Source organism: Arthrobacter gyeryongensis, assembly GCF_039543785.1.
Taxonomy (GTDB): domain Bacteria; phylum Actinomycetota; class Actinomycetes; order Actinomycetales; family Micrococcaceae; genus Arthrobacter; species Arthrobacter gyeryongensis.
Genome location: NZ_BAABKK010000003.1, coordinates 12,990 through 32,310 on the forward strand (window position 1 = coordinate 12,990; position 19,321 = coordinate 32,310).

General features: G+C 62.2%; 20 protein-coding genes. 10 read left to right on the top strand and 10 right to left on the bottom strand.

Annotation, left to right across the window (positions count from 1 at the left end; genetic code table 11):
- Positions 1-63 precede the first annotated feature (63 nt).
- Entirely contained in the window at positions 64-1,590 is a 1,527-nt protein-coding gene (locus tag ABEA18_RS01700) for an LCP family protein (RefSeq protein WP_345447405.1), read from the top strand.
- Between the two features lie 63 nt (positions 1,591-1,653).
- On the opposite strand, the gene ABEA18_RS01705 is transcribed toward ABEA18_RS01700, so the two are convergent.
- Complete coding sequence (locus tag ABEA18_RS01705; RefSeq protein ID WP_345447408.1) at positions 1,654-2,073, bottom strand: VOC family protein; 420 nt, start codon at positions 2,071-2,073, stop codon at positions 1,654-1,656.
- A 131-nt stretch (positions 2,074-2,204) separates the two neighbouring features.
- Complete coding sequence (locus tag ABEA18_RS01710; protein ID WP_345447411.1) at positions 2,205-2,579, bottom strand: VOC family protein; 375 nt, start codon at positions 2,577-2,579, stop codon at positions 2,205-2,207.
- Positions 2,580-2,733: 154 nt separating this feature from the next.
- Here ABEA18_RS01710 and ABEA18_RS01715 point away from each other — a divergent pair, with 154 nt between their 5' ends.
- Entirely contained in the window at positions 2,734-3,132 is a 399-nt protein-coding gene (locus tag ABEA18_RS01715) for a DUF3054 domain-containing protein (protein WP_345447414.1), read from the top strand.
- A gap of 61 nt (positions 3,133-3,193) precedes the next feature.
- Positions 3,194-3,475: an Lrp/AsnC family transcriptional regulator gene (locus tag ABEA18_RS01720; protein ID WP_078108932.1), complete on the top strand. Its 282-nt coding sequence runs from the start codon at positions 3,194-3,196 to the stop codon at positions 3,473-3,475.
- A gap of 23 nt (positions 3,476-3,498) precedes the next feature.
- Here the strand turns inward: ABEA18_RS01720 and trpD are convergent, their stop codons facing one another.
- A complete protein-coding gene (trpD, locus tag ABEA18_RS01725; protein WP_345447417.1) occupies positions 3,499-4,557 on the bottom strand; it encodes an anthranilate phosphoribosyltransferase in 1,059 nt (352 codons plus the stop codon).
- Between the two features lie 148 nt (positions 4,558-4,705).
- Here trpD and ctaE point away from each other — a divergent pair, with 148 nt between their 5' ends.
- The 4 genes from ctaE to qcrB all read left to right on the top strand — a co-directional run bounded on the left by ctaE (position 4,706) and on the right by qcrB (position 9,044).
- Positions 4,706-5,344 (top strand): aa3-type cytochrome oxidase subunit III, encoded by a 639-nt coding sequence (ctaE, locus tag ABEA18_RS01730; protein WP_084784675.1) that lies wholly within the window; start codon positions 4,706-4,708, stop codon positions 5,342-5,344.
- Positions 5,345-5,432: 88 nt separating this feature from the next.
- Positions 5,433-6,221, top strand: a complete 789-nt coding sequence (qcrC, locus tag ABEA18_RS01735) for a cytochrome bc1 complex diheme cytochrome c subunit (protein ID WP_345447421.1) — start codon at positions 5,433-5,435, stop codon at positions 6,219-6,221.
- Positions 6,222-6,322: 101 nt separating this feature from the next.
- Positions 6,323-7,393: a cytochrome bc1 complex Rieske iron-sulfur subunit gene (gene qcrA, locus ABEA18_RS01740; RefSeq protein WP_284752219.1), complete on the top strand. Its 1,071-nt coding sequence runs from the start codon at positions 6,323-6,325 to the stop codon at positions 7,391-7,393.
- Positions 7,371-9,044, top strand: coding sequence for a cytochrome bc1 complex cytochrome b subunit (gene qcrB, locus ABEA18_RS01745; protein ID WP_345447427.1), 1,674 nt, complete (start codon positions 7,371-7,373; stop codon positions 9,042-9,044). Before qcrA ends, qcrB begins: the two co-directional genes overlap by 23 nt.
- A gap of 94 nt (positions 9,045-9,138) precedes the next feature.
- On the opposite strand, the gene ABEA18_RS01750 is transcribed toward qcrB, so the two are convergent.
- Complete coding sequence (locus tag ABEA18_RS01750; RefSeq protein WP_345447429.1) at positions 9,139-9,930, bottom strand: GntR family transcriptional regulator; 792 nt, start codon at positions 9,928-9,930, stop codon at positions 9,139-9,141.
- A gap of 164 nt (positions 9,931-10,094) precedes the next feature.
- On the opposite strand from ABEA18_RS01750, the gene ABEA18_RS01755 reads away from it, so the two are divergent.
- Positions 10,095-10,388, top strand: a complete 294-nt coding sequence (locus tag ABEA18_RS01755) for an HPr family phosphocarrier protein (RefSeq protein ID WP_345447431.1) — start codon at positions 10,095-10,097, stop codon at positions 10,386-10,388.
- A 99-nt stretch (positions 10,389-10,487) separates the two neighbouring features.
- Here ABEA18_RS01755 and ABEA18_RS01760 read toward each other — a convergent pair whose 3' ends face one another.
- The 5 genes from ABEA18_RS01760 to ABEA18_RS01780 form a co-directional block, all read right to left on the bottom strand.
- A complete protein-coding gene (locus tag ABEA18_RS01760) occupies positions 10,488-10,889 on the bottom strand; it encodes a cytochrome c oxidase subunit 4 (protein WP_345447434.1) in 402 nt (133 codons plus the stop codon).
- The gene (gene ctaD / locus ABEA18_RS01765; protein ID WP_345447437.1) at positions 10,886-12,604 is read right to left on the bottom strand and encodes an aa3-type cytochrome oxidase subunit I; all 1,719 of its coding nucleotides are present in this window, start codon (positions 12,602-12,604) and stop codon (positions 10,886-10,888) included. Before ctaD ends, ABEA18_RS01760 begins: the two co-directional genes overlap by 4 nt.
- 10 nt (positions 12,605-12,614) lie before the next feature.
- Entirely contained in the window at positions 12,615-13,487 is an 873-nt protein-coding gene (ctaC, locus tag ABEA18_RS01770) for an aa3-type cytochrome oxidase subunit II (RefSeq protein ID WP_345447440.1), read from the bottom strand.
- A gap of 182 nt (positions 13,488-13,669) precedes the next feature.
- Positions 13,670-14,056: a HesB/IscA family protein gene (locus ABEA18_RS01775; RefSeq protein WP_059390004.1), complete on the bottom strand. Its 387-nt coding sequence runs from the start codon at positions 14,054-14,056 to the stop codon at positions 13,670-13,672.
- A 169-nt stretch (positions 14,057-14,225) separates the two neighbouring features.
- The gene (locus tag ABEA18_RS01780; protein WP_345447443.1) at positions 14,226-15,653 is read right to left on the bottom strand and encodes a dipeptidase; all 1,428 of its coding nucleotides are present in this window, start codon (positions 15,651-15,653) and stop codon (positions 14,226-14,228) included.
- Between the two features lie 121 nt (positions 15,654-15,774).
- On the opposite strand from ABEA18_RS01780, the gene ABEA18_RS01785 reads away from it, so the two are divergent.
- Positions 15,775-16,368, top strand: coding sequence for a DUF3043 domain-containing protein (locus tag ABEA18_RS01785; RefSeq protein ID WP_345447762.1), 594 nt, complete (start codon positions 15,775-15,777; stop codon positions 16,366-16,368).
- Positions 16,369-16,501: 133 nt separating this feature from the next.
- Here ABEA18_RS01785 and ABEA18_RS01790 read toward each other — a convergent pair whose 3' ends face one another.
- Positions 16,502-17,569 (bottom strand): quinone-dependent dihydroorotate dehydrogenase, encoded by a 1,068-nt coding sequence (locus tag ABEA18_RS01790; protein ID WP_345447446.1) that lies wholly within the window; start codon positions 17,567-17,569, stop codon positions 16,502-16,504.
- Between the two features lie 68 nt (positions 17,570-17,637).
- Here ABEA18_RS01790 and ABEA18_RS01795 point away from each other — a divergent pair, with 68 nt between their 5' ends.
- Complete coding sequence (locus ABEA18_RS01795) at positions 17,638-19,320, top strand: FAD-binding dehydrogenase (RefSeq protein WP_345447449.1); 1,683 nt, start codon at positions 17,638-17,640, stop codon at positions 19,318-19,320.
- The last annotated feature ends 1 nt before the right edge of the window (position 19,321 follow it).

Genomic DNA, 19,321 nt, shown 5'->3' on the forward strand with positions numbered 1-19,321 from the left:
CTTCCCAGACCCCCCGGCTACAATAGGGCCGTCCGTATTTCCCCTGGAGAGGTAGTTCCCCTTTTGGTCACTCGCCACGATGCACCCAGCCCGGAGCCGGGTCAGTCACCCCCTGTTGCCTACCCGGGCCAGGGAAAGCTGGCTGCCCGCAGCCGGCGGTTCAGCTTTCGCCGCTCGCCCCGCTGGTTCAAAATCACCAGCGCCGTAGTGGCCGTCTTGCTGATCGCAGTCATCGCGTTCGGAGGGTATTGGGTATGGCGCCTTCAGTCCAACATCTCATCATCCGCACTCGGCGCCGGCGGCGTCAGGACGGAAGGACCGGTGGACGACAGCAAGGACCGGCTTCAAATCCTCGTCCTGGGCACTGATACCAGGAGCGGGAAGAACGGGCAGTTCGGCACCACCGACCAGTCCTCCGGCTACGGCCAATCGGACGTCATGATGTTGCTGGATATTTCCGCGGACAACAACCATGTCAACGTGATCAGTTTCCCCCGCGACTTGCTGGTCGACGTTCCGGCCTGCACTGACAACAAAACGGGCAAGCAATACCCTGAACGGCAAAATGCCATGATCAACAGTGCAATGGCCGAGGCTGGCATCGGCTGCGCTGTTGACACCGTCAATAAGCTCACGGGTTTGGAGGTTGACCACTTCATGATGGCCGACTTCAACGCAGTGACCGAACTATCGAAGGCCGTCGGTGGCGTCGACGTCTGTGTGAGCACTGCGGTCAACGACCCCGATTCCGGATTGCATTTGCCCAAGGGCACCTCGCAGGTGGAAGGCGATCAGGCCCTGGCCTTCCTGCGCACCCGCCATGCATTCTCCGATGGCGGAGACCTCGGACGGATCAAGGCGCAGCAATCGTTCCTCGGTTCCCTCGTCCGGAAACTCAAAGCTGACGGAACACTCGGAAACCCCCAGAAGATGCTGGGCATCGCCGATACCGTCACCAAGAACCTCACGGTCGACAACGGCCTCGCCTCGGTCCCGGCCTTGTTGACCATCGCGGGCAGGCTCAAGAACATCGACCCGGCGAAGGTCAACTTCATCACCGTGCCCAACGTGCCGGCGGCGTCCGACCCCAACCGGCTCGACCTCGACCAGCCGGCGGCGAGCAACTTCTTCGCTGCCTTGACGAAGAGCCCCGACCTGAGCCAGCCCGCGCCAAGCGCCGCGGCGTCGCCTGCTCCATCCACCGAAGCTCCGAAGGCCGGATACAACAAGGCGCTTCAACCGGTCACCGTCGCCAATGGAACGGGCGTGACCGGCAGAAGCCAGGAGATCGGATCGCTGCTCTCCGCCGGTGGGTTCACGAAGCTGGCCAAGATCCAAGCCGATGCCAGGCCGCAGACCATGGTCTATTACGGTGCTGGCTTTGCCGATGTTGCCGCGGACGTCGCTGCAATGTTCGGGTTGCCGGCGACGAGCGTGCAGCAGGTCGCCAGCGTCCAGGGAGTCCAGCTCTACGCCGGGCAGGACTTCGCATCCGGGGACAAGCCCACACTTCCGGCCCCCAAGCCCAACGATGTGGTTGCCCAGACCGCCCAGGACCAGACCTGCCAGACGACCAACCCGGTCGGATAGCCCCGGAAGACAGAGCGCCCTCCGTCCCGCATTGCGGGGCGGAGGGCGATTTCTGTTTTCGCGTTACTGAGGCTGCGCTCCCGAAACGTTGACCAGCCAAGCGATGCCGAACTTATCAGTGAGCATCCCGAAGATGTCCCCCCACGGTGCCTTCTCCATCGGCACGGTGACCGTCCCGCCGTCGACCAGTCCGTCCCAATAGCCACGAAGTTCCGCTTCGTCGTCGCCGCTAAGCGACACCGAGATGTTGTTTCCCGGGCTGTAGTCCATGCTGTTGGGGGTGTCCGCGGCCATGAGCAGCAATCCGTTGTCTGTCTTGAGTGCCGAGTGCATGATCTTGTCGCTTTCGGCGGGGTCTTCGCTCGCGTGGAACTCCGCGAACGTGCTTTGGGTCAGCTCGCCTCCGAAGACCGACTGATAGAAAGTCATTGCCTCTTTGGCGTTGTCCCGAAAGCTGATGTAGGGGTTGAGGTTCGTGGTCATTACATGGCTCCTCAGTGTTTGGGGGCAGCACGGTCAGCTACCTTTTCGTCATGCTAACAGCGCCCGCCGGCACCATCTACAGGTAAATCTTTTCTTGCTCGACGGCGGCTGTCCGCTTCCTGGGCCGCTTCCTAACTGCCGCTCGCCTCACGGCCTACGAGGCCCACCGTGTTGCCTTCGCTGTCCTTGATGAAGGCCATCCACTCGTCGGTCCCGGCCGGCCCAAGGCTTCCGTCGACGTGGCTATAGACCAGTTGTGGTTCCTGGACGATCTTCGTTCCTGAGGCCCGGAGGTCTTCCACAGAGAGCCGGAGATCGGCTACGTCCAGGTAGATCAGCGACGACGGGGCGCCGCGATCCAAGAGAAGCCGGACGCCGTCGAGATCGAAGAAGAGCAGGCCGGGCGGATCGAATCTTCCGCTTGGCTCACCGCCCAGCAGACGGGAGTAAAACTCCGATGCCCGGTCGAGGTCCACCGCCCGCTGGGCAACCTGGATCAACTTCATGTTGTACCTCCGGGGATCGGCGTCGCTTCAAGTGTCGTAGCCACATCTTCCGCGGTACTCAGTACTGGTTCAAGGGGTGCATGTTCAAGAGCCCGGTGGCATGCGTAGGACCTTCGGTTCGAGTTCGGCATCAGTGCGGGATAGTGTCGTTTCCATGCCTTCCGCAAATTCCGCCCTGGTCCGCACTGCCCTCATCGCCGGACTGGCAGACGCAATCCTCATTCTTGTTTTCGCCGCCATTGGCCGCGACGCACACCAGCGTGCTGATGTGCTGACCGGGGTCTTTGCTACGGCTTGGCCGTTTCTTGCCGGTGCCGTGATCGCTTGGCTCATTGTGCGGGCCTGGAGGGCACCCTTCAAGACCTGGCCGGCTGGCGTCGGCATATGGATCGGAACCGTGGCCGGGGGCATGCTTTTGCGTGCGGCCACCGGACAGACGGTGGTGCCCGCGTTCATCATTGTCGCCCTGATCAGCTTGGCGATCCTGCTGCTTGGCTACCGCGCCGTGATCGCCCTTGTGGTGCGGGTCCGTCGACGGAGCCGCCAGTCCTAAGCACCCGCCGATGGACTAGGCTTGCTACGTCCACTGCTGCACTTCGGAAAGGCCGCCCCCAGTGATCACCGCTTTTGTCCTGATCAAGACCGACGCTTCACGCATCCCGGAGACGGCCGAAGAGATCTCCGCCATCCAAGGGATCAGCGAGGTCTACTCCGTCACAGGGGAATGGGATCTTATTGCTGTGGCGCGTGTGGCGAAGCACGAGGAGTTGGCGGACGTCATCGCCGACAAACTCTCGAAGGTTCCCGCAGTGGTTCACACCACCACGCATATCGCCTTCCGCGCATACTCACAGCATGATCTGGACGCCGCGTTTTCGCTGGGCTTCGAGCAGTAACAGCCGGAATCCTGGCGCCGCGCCTAGCTTTGGCTGAGTCCGACCCATGTGTCGAGGACCCTTGAAGCCGCTCCGGAATCAATGGATTCCGCAGCCCGCAGCCAGGCCGACTTCATTCGTTCCAGGAACGACCCCTCGGCAGAAGTATCGAAGGCCACCAGGCCTGCGGCGGCGTTGAGCAATACGGCATCTCGGACCGGGCCCGGCTTCCCCTCAAGTACTTCGCGCACGACGGCGGCATTCGCCTTGGCGTCGCCGCCTCGGAGATCGGCGACAGTCGCCGCGGCGATCCCAAGATCGGCCGGCGAGAACCGCTGCCCGGTGACTTGCCCGTTCCTGATTTCCCACACCGTGGATGGTCCGGTGGTGGTGAGTTCATCGAGTCCGTCTTCCCCGCGGAACACCAATCCGCGGCTCCCCCGGCGCGCCAGGACCCCGGCGATCAACGGAGCCATGGTGGCGTTGGCAACCCCCACGGCTGAAGCCTGGACGTGGGCAGGGTTGGTCATTGGTCCCAGGAAGTTGAAGGCCGTGGGAATGCCAAGTTCCGCCCGGACAACACCGGTATGCCGGAACGACGGGTGGAATACCTGGGCGAAACAGAAGGTGATTCCCGCCTCTTCGGCGTTGCGGGCTACGCGTTCGATCGGCAAGTCGAGCCTCACGCCCAAGGCTTCCAGGACATCTGCGGAGCCCGACGACGACGATGCCGCCCTGTTTCCGTGCTTTACGACGCGTGCTCCCGCGCCGGCCGCGACAAGTGCCGCCATCGTCGAGATATTGACGGTGTTCAGCCGATCGCCGCCGGTGCCTACGATGTCGAGCTTTTCGCCCGGAATGCTCACGGGCTTGGCGTTGGAGAGCATTGCCTCAACCAGTCCGGTGACTTCATCCACCGTTTCCCCTTTGGCGCGCAGGGCAACGAGGAAACCGGCAATCTGGGAAGGGGCGGCTTCTCCGGACATGATCGTGTTCATGGCCCATGCTGTGTTCTCGACCGAGAGGTCATGCCCGTTGATCAATGCGGAGATGAGTCCGGGCCACGAGTTGCTTGCCTGCTCTGCAGATGCCTGTGAAGTCACCACTTGATGCTAGCGATCCACCCGGCTCCGTGACCAATGCTAAGGACGCCGGGAACTTTTCCGCGCGAATTCGCGTGTTTGTAGAAAAAGTCTCCCCAAATGGCGGTTCGCATTGGGAAGTCCGGACTTTTACAGACATAATGTCCTTGTGACATCTGCGACCCATGCCCCCAGTACCCCGGCGCACCCGACGCTGAATCGCCCCAATTTGGTTTCCGTTGGAACCGTTGTGTGGCTTTCCAGTGAGTTGATGTTCTTCGCCGGTCTCTTCGCCATGTACTTCACGCTGCGCTCTACGTCGGGCGCCTTGTGGGCGGAAGAAACCGGCAAGCTCAACTTCCCGTTTGCGCTTGTAAACACGATCGTCCTCGTGTCAAGTTCCTTCACTTGCCAGATGGGCGTCTTCGCTGCCGAGCGACTTGAGCCGCGCCGTCGAGGTGGTGTGCTGCAGTTCACCCGCTGGGGCATGAACGAATGGTTCATCCTGACGTTCATCATGGGCTCCTTCTTCGTTGCCGGCCAAACCACCGAATACGCGATGCTTGTGTCCGAGCACGTTACGCTCTCGGCCAATGCCTACGGTTCCTCGTTCTACATCACAACCGGCTTCCACGGTCTCCACGTCATTGGCGGCCTCATCGCCTTCCTGTTCATCATTGGCCGTGCATACGCCGCCAAGAAGTTCGGACACTTTGAAGCGACCTCGGCAATCGTTACCTCGTACTATTGGCACTTCGTGGATGTTGTGTGGATCGGCCTCTTCCTGGTCATCTACGTCCTCAAGTAGCCCGGCACCCACTCTTGTTCCACAAGAGGATGAATTTTAAAGAAGCGGCTCACGGAGCCGACGCAGGATCGAATAAAGGAACCACCACGTGAAGGCACTCTCGCAGAAGCGACGTCATCCACTGGCAGCCATTGCGCTGCTGTTGTTGGGACTCCTCGTCACTGGTGGGCTTTACGCCGTTGCCACGACGGTCAACCAGGCGAAGGCAGACACCACTACCTTCAGCGCCAGCGACGCCCAGGAAGGTGGCAAGCTCTTTGCCGCAAACTGCGCCACCTGCCACGGCATGGGCGCGAGCGGAACCAAGGACGCTCCGTCGCTGGTCGGTGTGGGTGCTGCTGCAGTTGACTTCCAGGTTGGCACCGGCCGTATGCCCATGCAGATGAACGGACCCCAGGCCCAAGAAAAGCCAAGGCAGTTCAACGATCAGCAGACGCAGCAGCTGGCGGCTTACGTCGCTTCGCTCGGCGCTGGTCCGGCCATTCCCGATGCATCGCTGCTCGACGAAAAGGGAGATGCCGCCAAGGGTGGCGAACTCTTCCGCGTGAACTGCGCGATGTGCCACAACGCCGCGGCCGCAGGCGGTGCCTTGACCCGTGGAAAGTTCGCTCCGGCACTCGCCGGGGTCTCCGGACAGCACATCTACGAAGCCATGGCCACTGGTCCGCAGAACATGCCCGTCTTCAACGACGCCAACATCTCTCCTGAAGGCAAGCGCGACATCATCACCTTCCTGAAGACGATCGAAGCCAACGGCTCGCCTGGTGGGAACGACCTCGGAGGCCTGGGTCCGGTATCCGAAGGTCTCTTCGTCTGGGTTGCAGGCCTCGGCGTCATCATCGCCTTCACCATCTGGCTGACGTCGCGTACGTCCTAGGCCAGCGCACCACAAAAAAACTTCTGCTGTCCCCACAGCAGTTTTGAATTGAACATTAACCCGGTTACGGCCGGGACAACGAGAGAAGGATGAGGCGAATTATGGGCAACCATAGTGACGGCAGTCCGAACCACTCGGGCACCGTAGCTACGGCTGGTCAGAATGTTGTGGAGAAGTTCCAGGATCCTGGGCTTCCTCCGCACCGTTTGCGCCTGGCTGACACGGACCCGAGAGCCGCTAAGCGAGCCGAGCGACAGGTGGCCATACTGTTTGGCATCTCCGTCATCGGCACGGTGATCTTCCTGGTGTCGTACTTTGCCATCGATCTTGGGCAAGACTCCACGATCGCAACGATCCGCACCCAAAACCTGTTGCTTGGCCTGGGCACCGCATTTGCGATGCTCGGCATCGGCACCGGCATCGTGCACTGGGCCAAGGCCCTCATGCCGGACCACGAGGTTTCGGAAGAGCGCCACGCCATCCGCACCGAGGAAGACCGGCAGGCGGCCGTGCGAATCGTCGAGGACATCGTCGAGGAAACCGGCATCAAGCGTCGCCCGCTGATCCGCAACACCCTTTTGGGTGCAGTGGCGCTGGCGCCCCTTCCGGCTTTGGCAGTGTTTGGTGACCTTGGTCCCCGTCCCGACAACACGCTCGCACACACCATGTGGGCTCCCCAGGACGGCAAGCTCAAGCGCCTCACCCGCGACCCTGACGGAACTCCGATCAAGGCATCGGACGTGACCATCGGTTCTGCATTCCACGTGATCCCGGAAGGCCTCAACGAACTCCAGGAAGGCAAGCTCAACGCGAAGGCAAAAGCCGTCGTTTTGCTCATGCGCCTCAACCCGGATGACTTGACCATTTCCAAGGGCCGCGAAACCTGGAGCTACAACGGAATCGTTGCCTACTCCAAGATCTGTACCCACGTAGGTTGCCCTGTTGCTCTTTATGAGCAGCAAACGCACCACCTGCTGTGCCCGTGCCACCAGTCAACCTTCGACCTCACCAAGGAATGCAAGGTTATCTTCGGCCCCGCCAGCCGTCCGCTCCCCCAGCTGCCCATCGCGGTGGACGCTGAGGGCTACCTCGTAGCAACGAGCGATTTCAAAGAACCTGTAGGACCGAGTTACTGGGAGCGTGACGAGCATGAGCGCCTCATCAACAGCTGAAGTCCCCTTCGTACCCAAAACCAAGGTTGGCCGGATTACGGACTTCGTTGACGAGCGCGTCGGCGGATCCGGAATCCTGCGTGAATTCGGCCGGAAGGTCTTCCCGGACCACTGGTCCTTCATGTTCGGTGAGGTGGCGCTGTATTCCTTCGTCATTCTCCTGATGTCGGGCACCTTCCTGACGTTCTTCTTCGACCCGTCCATGGCTGAGACCCACTATTCGGGTTCATACACGCCGCTGACCAATGTCGAAATGTCCGTCGCGTACAACTCGTCGCTGAACATTTCCTTCGACATCCGCGGTGGCTTGTTCTTCCGCCAGGTCCACCACTGGGCGGCCTTGCTGTTCGTGGCATCGCTTGGTGTGCACATGCTGCGCGTTTTCTTCACGGGCGCTTTCCGCAAGCCGCGTGAAATGAACTGGGTAGTGGGCGGTGTCCTGCTCATCCTGGCCATGGCTGAAGGCTTCACGGGGTACTCGCTTCCCGATGACCTGCTCTCCGGCAACGGCCTGCGAATCATCGACGGTGTCATTAAGTCCATCCCGGTGATCGGAACCTACATCTCGTTCTTCCTCTTCGGAGGCGAGTTCCCCGGAACGGCCATCATCGGCCGCCTGTACGTGCTGCACATCCTGCTCGTCCCGGCCATGATTCTGCTGATGATCGTCATCCACCTCTTCATGGTGGTTGTGCACAAGCACACGCAGTACCCTGGCCCTGGTCGCAACGACGGCAACGTCGTCGGTTATCCCCTGGGCCCGGTTTACGCCGCAAAGGCCGGCGGCTTCTTCTTCATCGTGTTCGGTGTCGTCGCGCTCATGGCCGCGATGTTCACTATCAACCCGATCTGGAACTACGGGCCGTACGACCCCTCCCCTGTGTCTGCCGGTACCCAGCCTGACTGGTACATCGGCTTCGTCGATGGCGCCTTGCGACTCATGCCTGGTGTTGTCAACGACTTCCACTTCGAATACATCATCTTCGGCCACGTGCTGACGCTGAATGTGCTGCTGCCCGCATTGGTTCCCGCAGGCATCATTTTCACGGTGCTGTTCATGTACCCGTGGATCGAACGCTGGATCACCAAGGACAACCGTGAGCACCACGTTCTGGACCGTCCGCGTAATGCTCCTACCCGTACTGCCATCGGCGTCGCAGGCTTTACCTGGTACTGCGTCATGTGGGCGGCTGCCGGCTCGGACCTGATCGCAACCCACTTCCACGTTGCCCTGAACGACGTCACGTACTGGCTGCGTACGCTGTTCTTCATCGGCCCGATCATTGCATTCATGGTGACGAAGCGCGTGGCCCTTGCCCTGCAGCGCAAGGACCGTGAGATTGCCTTGCACGGCCGCGAAACGGGGCGCATCGTGCGCCTGCCGCATGGTGAGTTCATCGAGGTGCACGCGCCCCTGGACGACTACAAGCACTACAAGCTTGTGGGCTTCGAGTCGCCGTCCCCGTTGGCGGCCGAGCCTAACGAGCACGGCGTGGTCACCCCGAAGGAGAAGCGCCGCGCGGCGTTGTCGAAGTGGTTCTTCGAAGACCGTGTTGCTCCGGCAACGCCGGCCGAGCTTGAGGCCGCTCACGGACATGGCCACCACGAGGCCATCGAGTCCGGCGAAGAGCACAAGAGCCTTAGCCACTAGTTCCGGCAGATAGCACAGATAAGGCCCCGTCCATGTGGACGGGGCCTTATCTCGTTCTCCGGGTTTCCAGGCGGGCGGTTCTGGATGCTTTGAGCTAGTGGGTGCGATACCCCGTCGATTGGCTCCGGGTGGACCGGACGCCCGGGCGCTGCAACGGGACCCACAACTTGTACCGGTCGGCACGGTAGTACGACACGGAGTAGTCCACCATCGCGCGGGCGACGAAAGCGTGGCGCTGAATCTTGAGCAACGGAGTGCCGACGTCTACGTTCAACAGCCGCGCCGTTGATGGCGAAGCTGCCGTTGCTTCGATCATGTCCTCTCCCCACTCCATCACCAGTCCGTACTTCTCACTCAGCACGTTGTACAGCGACGTGGGGGGCGCATCGTCCAAGAGACCTGGCACGCGATGGGCGGGGATGAAGTTCTCGTCCACGCTCATGGGCTCGTTGTCAGCGAGGAGGAGCCGTCTGAAGCGGACCAATGGCGTGCCCTCCTCCAGCTGGAGTTCCCTCGCCAGGAAGGCGCTGGCCGAGATTTGTTCAAAGCTCAGGACCTTGGCCGCCGGAACCATGCCGCGGCGTTGCATTTCCTCGCTATACGACGTGAGCTTCACCTGGAGGTCCAGCTTCGGCTTCCGGACGAAAGTTCCCAATCCAACCACGCGTTCAATGACTTCCTCGCCGACGAGGGCATCGATGGCCTGCCGCACCGTCATCCTGGCAAGTCCGAATCGATCGGAGAGGTCGCGCTCCGAAGGCAACGCCGCACCGGGCTTGCAGGACTCGGAGATGTAGCTGCGCAGGATCTCGCGCAGTTGAACGTAGATGGGAGTGCCGCTCTTGCGGTCGATCTCCCCCGCGATACGTGCTGCCTCAGCGGGCACGACGGTCTCCGGCCACGAAATCTCTCATGAAATAAGCGTAGGCCAATCCACGGGCAGGTCTAGACCAGCTGATCTCCGCGAACGGAGCCGTCGTGTTGCGGCGCTACGCTTGTATGGATCAAAATCGCAGTCGGCATCTGGCCGTCCGAATCAAAGGAGCCGGTTTGCCCGAGCACAAAGCCATTGTCGCCGCAGAGATCGGTCTCCATGCACGGGCTGCTGCAATGTTCGTGCGGGCTGTGACGGCCACGGGCCTTCCGGTGACGATTCGTAAGCCCGGCCAGCAAGCGGTGGATGCCCGGTCTTTGCTCGAAGTCATGACCGAAGACTTCGGCCACGGGTGCGAGGTGGTGCTGTCGGTCTCCGGAGAAGCGCTGCAAGCCGGGCGCGCGCTTGATGAGGTCAACGATGCCTTGGCTGTGCTTTCGGCCGTCCTGGAGGCCGTAGAAGGGCAGTGAGCCGGCAATCGTGCCGTGCGCGCGCCTCGGGGGAAATCCGGATACAACAACGGCGGGCCCCACCAAGTGGTGGGACCCGCCGTTGTTGTCCAAATATTTCTAGTGCGCGTGGTCTCCGCGGCTGTATTCGAACACCCAGCCGACCAGGGCTACGACAGCCAGACCGGCGGCGACGAACGTGATCCAGAAACCGACAGCCAGCCCGAGGAACCCCCCGGCACAGGCCAGGCCAAGCACCAGCGGCCACCAGCTCCAGGGGCTGAAGTGTCCCTGTTCGCCGGCGCCTTCGTGGATTTCAGCGTCCGGACGGTCTTCCGGACGCATGCCGACGCGTTTGCCCGTGAAACCGAGGTAAGCGCCGATCATGCCTGCCAGGCCACCGACCAGGAGAATGCCGAGGGTTCCGACCCACTCTTCCCAGTGGTTCAGAAAGCCGTAGACCAGCGCTACCGGTACGAAGAAAAAACTCCCGGCTCCAAAAATCCAAGATTCGATTTTCATTTCGCGTCCTTCTGATCAGCGTTGCCGAGCACCTTTGCTGCCGGCGCAGGGCTCTCTGCAGTGTGATGCTGGGCAAGTTCCGGATGGTGGAGGTCCAAGGCAGGACGTTCGGAACGAATGCGGGGCAAAGACGTGAAGTTGTGTCGCGGCGGCGGGCAGGATGTGGCCCACTCCAGCGAGGCACCGAAGCCCCAGGGATCGTCTACTTCTACTTTCTTGTTGCTGCGCCATGTGATGTAGACGTTCCAGAAGAACGGCAGGAGCGAGGCGCCGAGCACGAAGGATGAAATCGTGGAGAACTGGTTCATCCACGTGAAGCCGTCCTGCGGCAGGTAGTCAGCGTAACGGCGGGGCATGCCCTCGACGCCGAGCCAGTGCTGGATCAGGAAGGTGCCGTGGAAACCCAGGAACAGGAGCCAGAAGTGGATCTTGCCGAGCCGTTCGTTGAGCATCTTGCCGGTCCACTTGGGCCACCAGAAGTAGAAGCCTGCGAACATCGCGAACACAACGGTGCCGAAGACCACGTAGTGGAAGTGCGCCACGACGAAGTAGGAGTCCGAGACATGGAAGTCAAGCGGCGGGGAGGCCAGGATGATGCCGGTCAGACCGCCGAAGAGGAAGGTGACCAGGAAGCCGATACTCCAGAGCATGGGCGTCTCGAAGGTGATGGAACCCTGCCAGAGCGTACCGATCCAGTTGAAGAACTTCACGCCGGTGGGTACCGCGATCAGCATCGTCATGAAGGAGAAGAACGGCAGCAGCACCGATCCGGTGACGTACATGTGGTGCGCCCAGACGGTAACTGACAGAGCGGCAATGGCGATGGTCGCGTAGACCAGCCCTTTATAGCCGAAGATCGGTTTCCGGCTGAACACCGGGAAGATCTCCGAAACAATGCCGAAGAACGGCAGGGCGATGATGTACACCTCAGGGTGGCCGAAGAACCAGAACAGGTGCTGCCACAAGACAGCTCCGCCGTTCTCCGGATCGAAGATGTGGGCACCGAAGCGGCGGTCAGCGCCGAGGGCGAAGAGCGCGGCGGCGAGCGGCGGGAAGGCCATGAGAACCAGGATTGCCGTCACGAGGGTGTTCCAGGTAAAGATCGGCATACGCCACATCGTCATGCCCGGAGCCCGCATGCAGATGATCGTGGTGATGAAGTTGACCGCACCGAGGATTGTTCCGAAACCGGACAAAGCCAGGCCGAAGACCCAGAGGTCACCACCGACGCCCGGGGTGAACGTGGTGTCTGACAAGGGCGCATAGGCGAACCAGCCGAAGGAGGCGGCACCCTGCGGGGTGATGAAGCCGGACACCGCGATGGTGGAGCCGAAGAGGAAGAACCAGAAGGCCAGCGCGTTCAGTCGCGGGAAGGCAACGTCGGGGGCACCGATCTGCAGCGGCATGACGACGTTTGCGAAGCCCGCGAAGAGCGGCGTCGCAAACATCAGCAGCATCACAGTGCCGTGCATCGTGAAGAGCTGGTTGTACTGTTCCTTGGTCTGCAGGATCTGCATGCCGGGCTCGAAGAGCTCTGCACGCATCAGCAGGGCCATGACGCCGCCCAGGCAGAAGAACACAAAGGACGCGATCAGGTACATGTACCCGATGGTCTTGTGGTCCGTGGAGGTGATCCAGTTGACGACGATACGTCCCTTGGATTTCGGTACTACGGGAGCCTCGAGGACTCCGGCTGATTGAGTGTAAGTAGCCACGTCGCGTCCCTTAATTCTTTGCGTTCAGGTTCGGGTTGCGGTCGTACTTCGAATCGAGAAGACCGGTGTTGCCGCTCTGGCGAAGCTGATCCATGTGTGCCTGGAACTCGGCTTCGGAAACGACCTTCACGCGGAACAGCATCTCAGAGTGGTATTCACCGCAAAGTTCGGCGCACTTGCCGTCATAGGTGCCCTCCTTGGTGGGAGTCAGCCTGATGTAGTTGGTCTTGCCGGGAATCACGTCGCGCTTCTGAAGGAAGGCCGGAACCCAGAAAGAGTGGATGACGTCGCGGGAGTTGAGCTCGAGGTCAACCGATTTGTTCACGGGAAGATACAGCGTCGGCAGTTGATTCAAGTCGATCGCGTTGCCCGTGAGGTGCGCCTGAACGCCGGCCTCGTGAACGTCTTGGGCGATGACCGGACCCTTCACGTAATTGAAGTCCCAAGCCCACTGCTTGCCGCGGACGTCAATCGTGACGTCAGCCGCCTGGGAGCGGTCATCGATTGCACGCTGGTCCTGATCGGTGAAGTAGAAGAACACCAGCACCATGAACAGCGGAATGGTCAAATAAAAGACCTCCAGAGGGAGGTTGTAGCTAAGCTGCTTCGGGAAACCCGTGGTGCCCTTGCGGCGGCGGTAGGCGATGATGCACCAGACCAGCAAGCCCCAAGTAATAATGCCGACGGCAAGGGCGGCGATCCATGAGTTGACCCAGAGGTCCATGATCCGATCGGTGTTGCTGGTGGTTCCACGTTCCGTGGGCAACCAGCCTTTTTCTACCTCTGGTGAACATCCGGTCAAAACCAACGCGCCGGCTAGTGCCAAGCCAGTGATCGAGGTGATCTTTATGCGTCGGCTGCCGGTTCGGTTCTGCGAACTCACAGACGGCCCTTCCTCTTGTTGCTGCAGCCCGGCCGGCCGGAAGCCCACCGGGCACACTAAAGTTTTACTACCCGATGTAGAGCTTACCGCTACCGAGCGGTTTTCGCCGACATGCTGGCCCAGTGCGTCGGCCCGGGTTCTACCCGTTCCTGAACTGGGCCAACAGTCTGCGAATGCCCGGGCTAGTGGAACGAATCGCCGCAGGCGCAAGACCCGCCGGCGTTGGGGTTGTCGATGGTGAAGCCCTGCTTCGAGATCGTGTCCTCGAAGTCGATGCTGGCACCGCTCAGGTAAGGCACGCTCATCTTGTCGACAACCACTTCGACGCCGTCATAATCGCGGACGGCATCGCCGTCGAGCAGGCGCTCGTCGAAGTAGAGCTGGTAGATCAGGCCCGAGCATCCGCCCGGCTGAACAGCGACGCGGAGCCGCAAGTCCGTGCGGCCTTCTTGTTCGAGAAGGCTCCGGACCTTACCTGCGGCGACATCGGTCAACTTGACCTCGTGCTCAGGAAGCTCGCCGCCTGCGAGCTGCGCTCCGGTGCTGTTTTCGTTGGTTGCAGTGCTCATTGGCCTACCTTCTTATGAAGCTCTTGGCGGCTGCGCCTTCGCGCTGCCTGCCCTTACCCAAATACGTGCGGGCTATAGCTACATGCTACGTCGAGCCGGCGCATAGCTATAACTTCTAACGTAACCGCAGGGAGCGTTACCTTGTTCCCCGGTCGATGCAGGTGGGGGCTCAGAGGCCTTCCGTGTTCAACCTGGCGAGCATCAGTGCCTCAGCCAGGACGGCATTGCGGAAATCGCCGATGTGAAGCGATTCGTTGGCGCTGTGGGCCCGTGAGTCCGGGTCCTCGACACCAGTCACCAGGATCTGGACATCGGGATAGGTTTCCGTGAGATCCGCGATGAACGGTATGGATCCACCGATCCCCATTTCAACAGCGGGCACGCCCCAGGCTTCACCGAGTGCCCACATCGCGATCCGGGCCGCCGCCGATTCTGTATCTGTGGAGAAGGCGTTGCCGCGCTCCCCCGGTACGAACGTCACCTTCGCTCCGAAGGGCGCGTTCGCCTGCAGGTGCCTTCCCACGGCGTCCATGGCGGCATCGGGATCCTGCCCGGGGGCCAAGCGCAGGCTGAACTTTGCCCGAGCGGAGGGAAGCAGCGTGTTGGATGCGACGTCGACGGCGGGTGCGTCGATGCCGATGATGGACAACGCTGGCTTGGTCCAGAGCCTTGAGGCGATGCTGCCGCTGCCGGCGAGCCGTACGCCGTCGAGCACGGAGGCGTCAGCGCGGTACTGCTCCTCATCAACGTCCTCTACAACGTCATCCCTGGCTACCAGGCCCTCGATGGCCACGTTGCCGTCGTCGTCGTGCAGGGTGGCGATGAGGCGGGACAGAAGGGTCGGCGCGTCCAGTACGGGACCGCCGAACATGCCGGAGTGCACTGCGTGGTCCAGGACCCGAACTTCGAAGGTGCCGTCCACCAGTCCGCGGAGGCTTGTTGTCAGCGCGGGAACGCCGACTTTCCAATTGCTTGAATCCGCCACAACGATGACGTTCGCTTCGAGGAGCTCGCGGTGTGTTTCGAGGAAAGTCCGGAACGTCGGCGAGCCCGCCTCTTCTTCGCCCTCGAAGAACAAGGTGACCCCCAGGCCGAAATCGTCTCCCAGCACCTGGGTTACAGCGGCATAAGAAGCCAGGTGGGCCATGATTCCGGCCTTGTCGTCGGCTGCGCCACGGCCATAAAGGCGGCCATCCCGCTCTTCGGCGACGAATGGCTCGGTGTCCCACAAGGTCACGTCGCCCGGTGGCTGCACATCGTGGTGGGCGTAAAGCAGGATCGTTGCTTTGCCCGGCGCGGCAACGCGGCGAGCAACGATGGCGGGGCCTCCGGGAGTCCCGTCGGCCTTGTCGCAGCGCAGGATCTGCACGTCGCGGAAGCCCGACTCGCGGACCAGCGACGCAACAGCCTCGGCGCTTCGCTCCAGTTCCGCCGGGTCAAAGCTGGGCCAGGCGATCCCAGGGATGGCAACCAGGTCCTTCAAACGGGTCATGGTCGCGTCGAATGAAGCATCGATCGAGGACTTAAGCGCATCAACATTGATTGTGCCGGAGCCGCCGGAAAAGGTCTGCGGGATCTCCGCATTCATTGAAGTCATGGCGAAAACACTACCGCCGGGAGTGGCGCTGGGGAACCGGCCCTGGCGGCGTGGCGGGCTCATTCCGGGGGCGGCACGTCACGTCGACTTTGGAGCGGTTCCTGCGGGGTATTCTGTAGTGGTGTTTGGACGTAAAAAGGATGAGCCGAGCGCTCAAGACCCAGTAGACCAGCTTGCCGCCGATGCCGCCGTGAAAGGCGCTGGCAAGGGCGCTCCCACGCCCAAGCGCAAGGAGCAGGAAGCGGCCCGCAAGCGCCCCCTCGTGCCGACGGACCGCAAGGCCTCGAAGGAAGCCGAGCGCATTGCCGTGCAGGATCAGCGCCAGAAAATGCGCCAGGCCTTGGACACCGGGGACGAAAAGTACCTGCCGCTGCGGGACAAAGGACCCCAGAAGCGTTTTGCACGCGACTACGTCGATGCCCGTTTCAGCCTGGGTGAGTACTTGATGTTCGGAGCCTTGCTGTTCGTGGTCATCTCCTTCGTCATTCCTTCAGGCAGCAACGCCCTGGGCTATATCCTGATCGGCTTCTGGGTCATGTTCCTCGCGGTCTTCGCGGATGTGTTCATCCTTTCCCGCAAGTTGCGCAAGGGCCTGACGCAGAAGTTCGGCGACATCGAGCGTGGCACGGTCTGGTACGGCAGTATGCGTTCCCTGCAATTCCGTCGCCTGCGCCTGCCGAAGCCGCAGGTGCAGCGAGGCCAGTACCCCGCTTAATACCCCCCGATCGCCACGGACAACAGTCCGACGAATCAAAAAGACCCTGGAACAGCTGTTCCAGGGTCTTTTTGTCCGCACTTGGCGGTTCAGGTGCAGTTCAGATGCTCGTCTCCTTGCTCAGCGGCGACGCTTAACTGCGCCGTTTGGCCAAGGCCTTGTTGATGCCGGCGGCCCAGAACGGACCTTCGTAGAGGAATGCCGTGTATCCCTGAACGAGGGTTGCCCCGGCATCGAGCCGCTCCTGCACGTCGGCCGCGGACTGCACGCCGCCGACCGCGATGAGCACGAGTCCCTCCCCCACCGCAGCCTTCAGCCGGCGCAATACCTCCAGCGAACGCCCCTTGAGCGGCGCACCGGAGAGTCCGCCGGCGCCGCACGCTTCCACTTTGCGCGGATCCGAAACCAGGCCTTCCCGGCTGATGGTGGTGTTTGTGGCGATGATCCCGTCGAGCTTGAGGTCCAAGGCGAGCCGGGCGACGTCGTCGATGTCTTCGTCGCTCAGATCCGGCGCGATCTTGACCAGCAGCGGCACGTGGCGGCCGGCGGATTCGTCCGCGGCTTCTCCGACCGCTCGCAGGAGGGGCCGAAGCGTCTCGACGTTCTGGAGCAGTCGCAGTCCCGGCGTGTTGGGCGAGCTCACGTTCACTACCAGGTAGTCGGCGGCGGGTGCCAGGCTGCGGGCGCTGACCAAATAGTCCTCAACGGCGTCGTCGAGCTCGACAACCTTGGTCTTGCCGATATTGACTCCGATCACGGGACGAACGCCCGAATGCGTCCGCTGCAAAGCCGCCCTCGCAGCCTTGAGCCGCGGGGCCACGGCTGCCGCGCCGTCGTTGTTGAAGCCCATGCGGTTGATCACGGCCTTGTCCTCGATCAGGCGGAAAAGCCGTGGCTTCTCGTTGCCGGGCTGCGCCTGGCCGGTGATCGTTCCCACTTCCACGTGGCCGAAGCCCAGTTCAGCGAGGGCCTCGATTCCGTGGCCCTCTTTGTCGAAGCCGGCCGCTAGGCCGAAGGGCGAAGGGAACGTCAGCCCGAAAGCCTCCGTGCGCAGGGAGGGGTGCGGAGCGGTCATTTTGGCCAGGACGCGTCCTGCGCCTGAGCGGTGTGCGTAGCGGATCGCCTGGAAGCCGATCTTGTGGGCTTTTTCGGCATCCATCCAGGAGAAGGCCAGCTTGAAGAATGTGGGGTAAACGCGCATGGTCCTAGTTTTCCGGTTTACGGGTCGCGCACCAAACCAGGGCGGTTACCGGGCGGTAGCATGTACGAATGCCGAGCAATCCACGTGATGGAGTTCACTCCCAGGCAATCATCGAAGCCGATGTGGTCATTATTGGCGCCGGATTGTCGGGACTGGTCGCCGCCGCCCAAGCCTACGCCGACGGCAAACGGGTTGCTGTCCTGGACCAGGAGCCTTCAGCGTCCGTGGGCGGCCAGGCGCATTGGTCTTTCGGTGGCTTGTTCCTGGTCAACTCCCCCGAGCAGCGGCGGCTGGGCGTCAAGGACAGTGCCGAGCTCGCCTTGAGCGACTGGCTGGCGTCCGCGGCCTTTGACCGGCAGGAAGACTCCTGGGCCCGGCGGTGGGCAGAAGCTTACGTGGATTTCGCCGCCGGCGAGAAGCGCCGGTGGCTGAACTCTCTTGGCATGCGGCTTTTTCCGCTTGTGCAGTGGGCCGAGCGCGGCGGCTATGGTCCCCAAGGCCACGGCAACACCGTCCCGCGGTTCCACGTCACGTGGGGCACGGGACCCGGCGTCGTGCAACCGTTCCTGGCGAAAGTTCACGAAGGCGTGGCCCGCGGGAGGATATCCCTCCATTTCCGGCACCGCGCCACGCAGATCACGACGACGGCGGGCCGCGTCACCGGGGTCGACGGCGAGATCTTGGAGGCGTCCGGAGCCGGACGCGGCGAAGCGTCGCCAAGGACCGTCGTCGGGCATTTTGCGGCGACCGCGGGAGCGGTCGTCGTGACCACCGGCGGGATCGGCGGGAACCACGCTTTGGTGCGGAGGCAATGGCCCGGCGGGAGTGCGCCGGAACACATGCTGAGCGGTGTACCCGCATCGGTCGACGGCGAATTCCTCGCTGCCGCCGCAGCCGCCGGCGGGCGGCTCATCAATGGCGACCGCATGTGGCACTACCCCGAAGGCATCCACAACCACTCCCCTGTGTGGCCTTCGCACGGCATCCGGATACTGCCCGGTCCGTCGTCGCTGTGGATTGACGCGACGGGACGGCAGCTGCCAGCCCCGCTGTTTCCGGGCTTCGACTCGCGGGGCGCCCTCCGGCATATCCTGGCCGGCGGACACGGACATTCGTGGTTCGTGTGCAACCGCACCATCGCGCTGAAGGAGTTCGCCCTGTCCGGCTCGGAACAGAACCCGGACCTGACTGACAAGAACATCAGGCTCCTTGTTTCCAGGCTCAAACCCGAAAGCGATTCGCCGTTGCGCCTCTTCCTGGACCGCGGCGTGGATTTCCTGCAAGCAGCGACGGCCGCCGAACTCGCTGCGAAAATGAACGCGCTCACGGGTTCAGCGCTCATAGATCCCGTCCAGCTCGATTCACTCATCCACGATCGGGACTCGCAGGTCGCAAGCGGACTGGGCAAGGACCCGCAGCTCGCCGCGATCCGGGCGGCGCGGCGTTTCGCCACGGACAAGATCATGCGTGTGGCGCCCCCGCACCGGCTCACCGACCCGCAACACGGTCCGCTCCTGGCCGTCCGGCTCTCCGTCCTGACGCGAAAGAGTCTCGGCGGACTTCAAACGGACCTCCGTTCACGCGTGCTTGACGATTCCGGAGCTCCTATCCCCGGTCTGTATGCGGCGGGCGAGGCTGCCGGTTTCGGCGGAGGGGGAATCCATGGCTACCGGGCATTGGAAGGGACGTTCCTTGGCGGGTGCCTGCTCTCCGGACGCGCAGCCGGGCGCGATGCCGCGGCGAGTGTCTAAG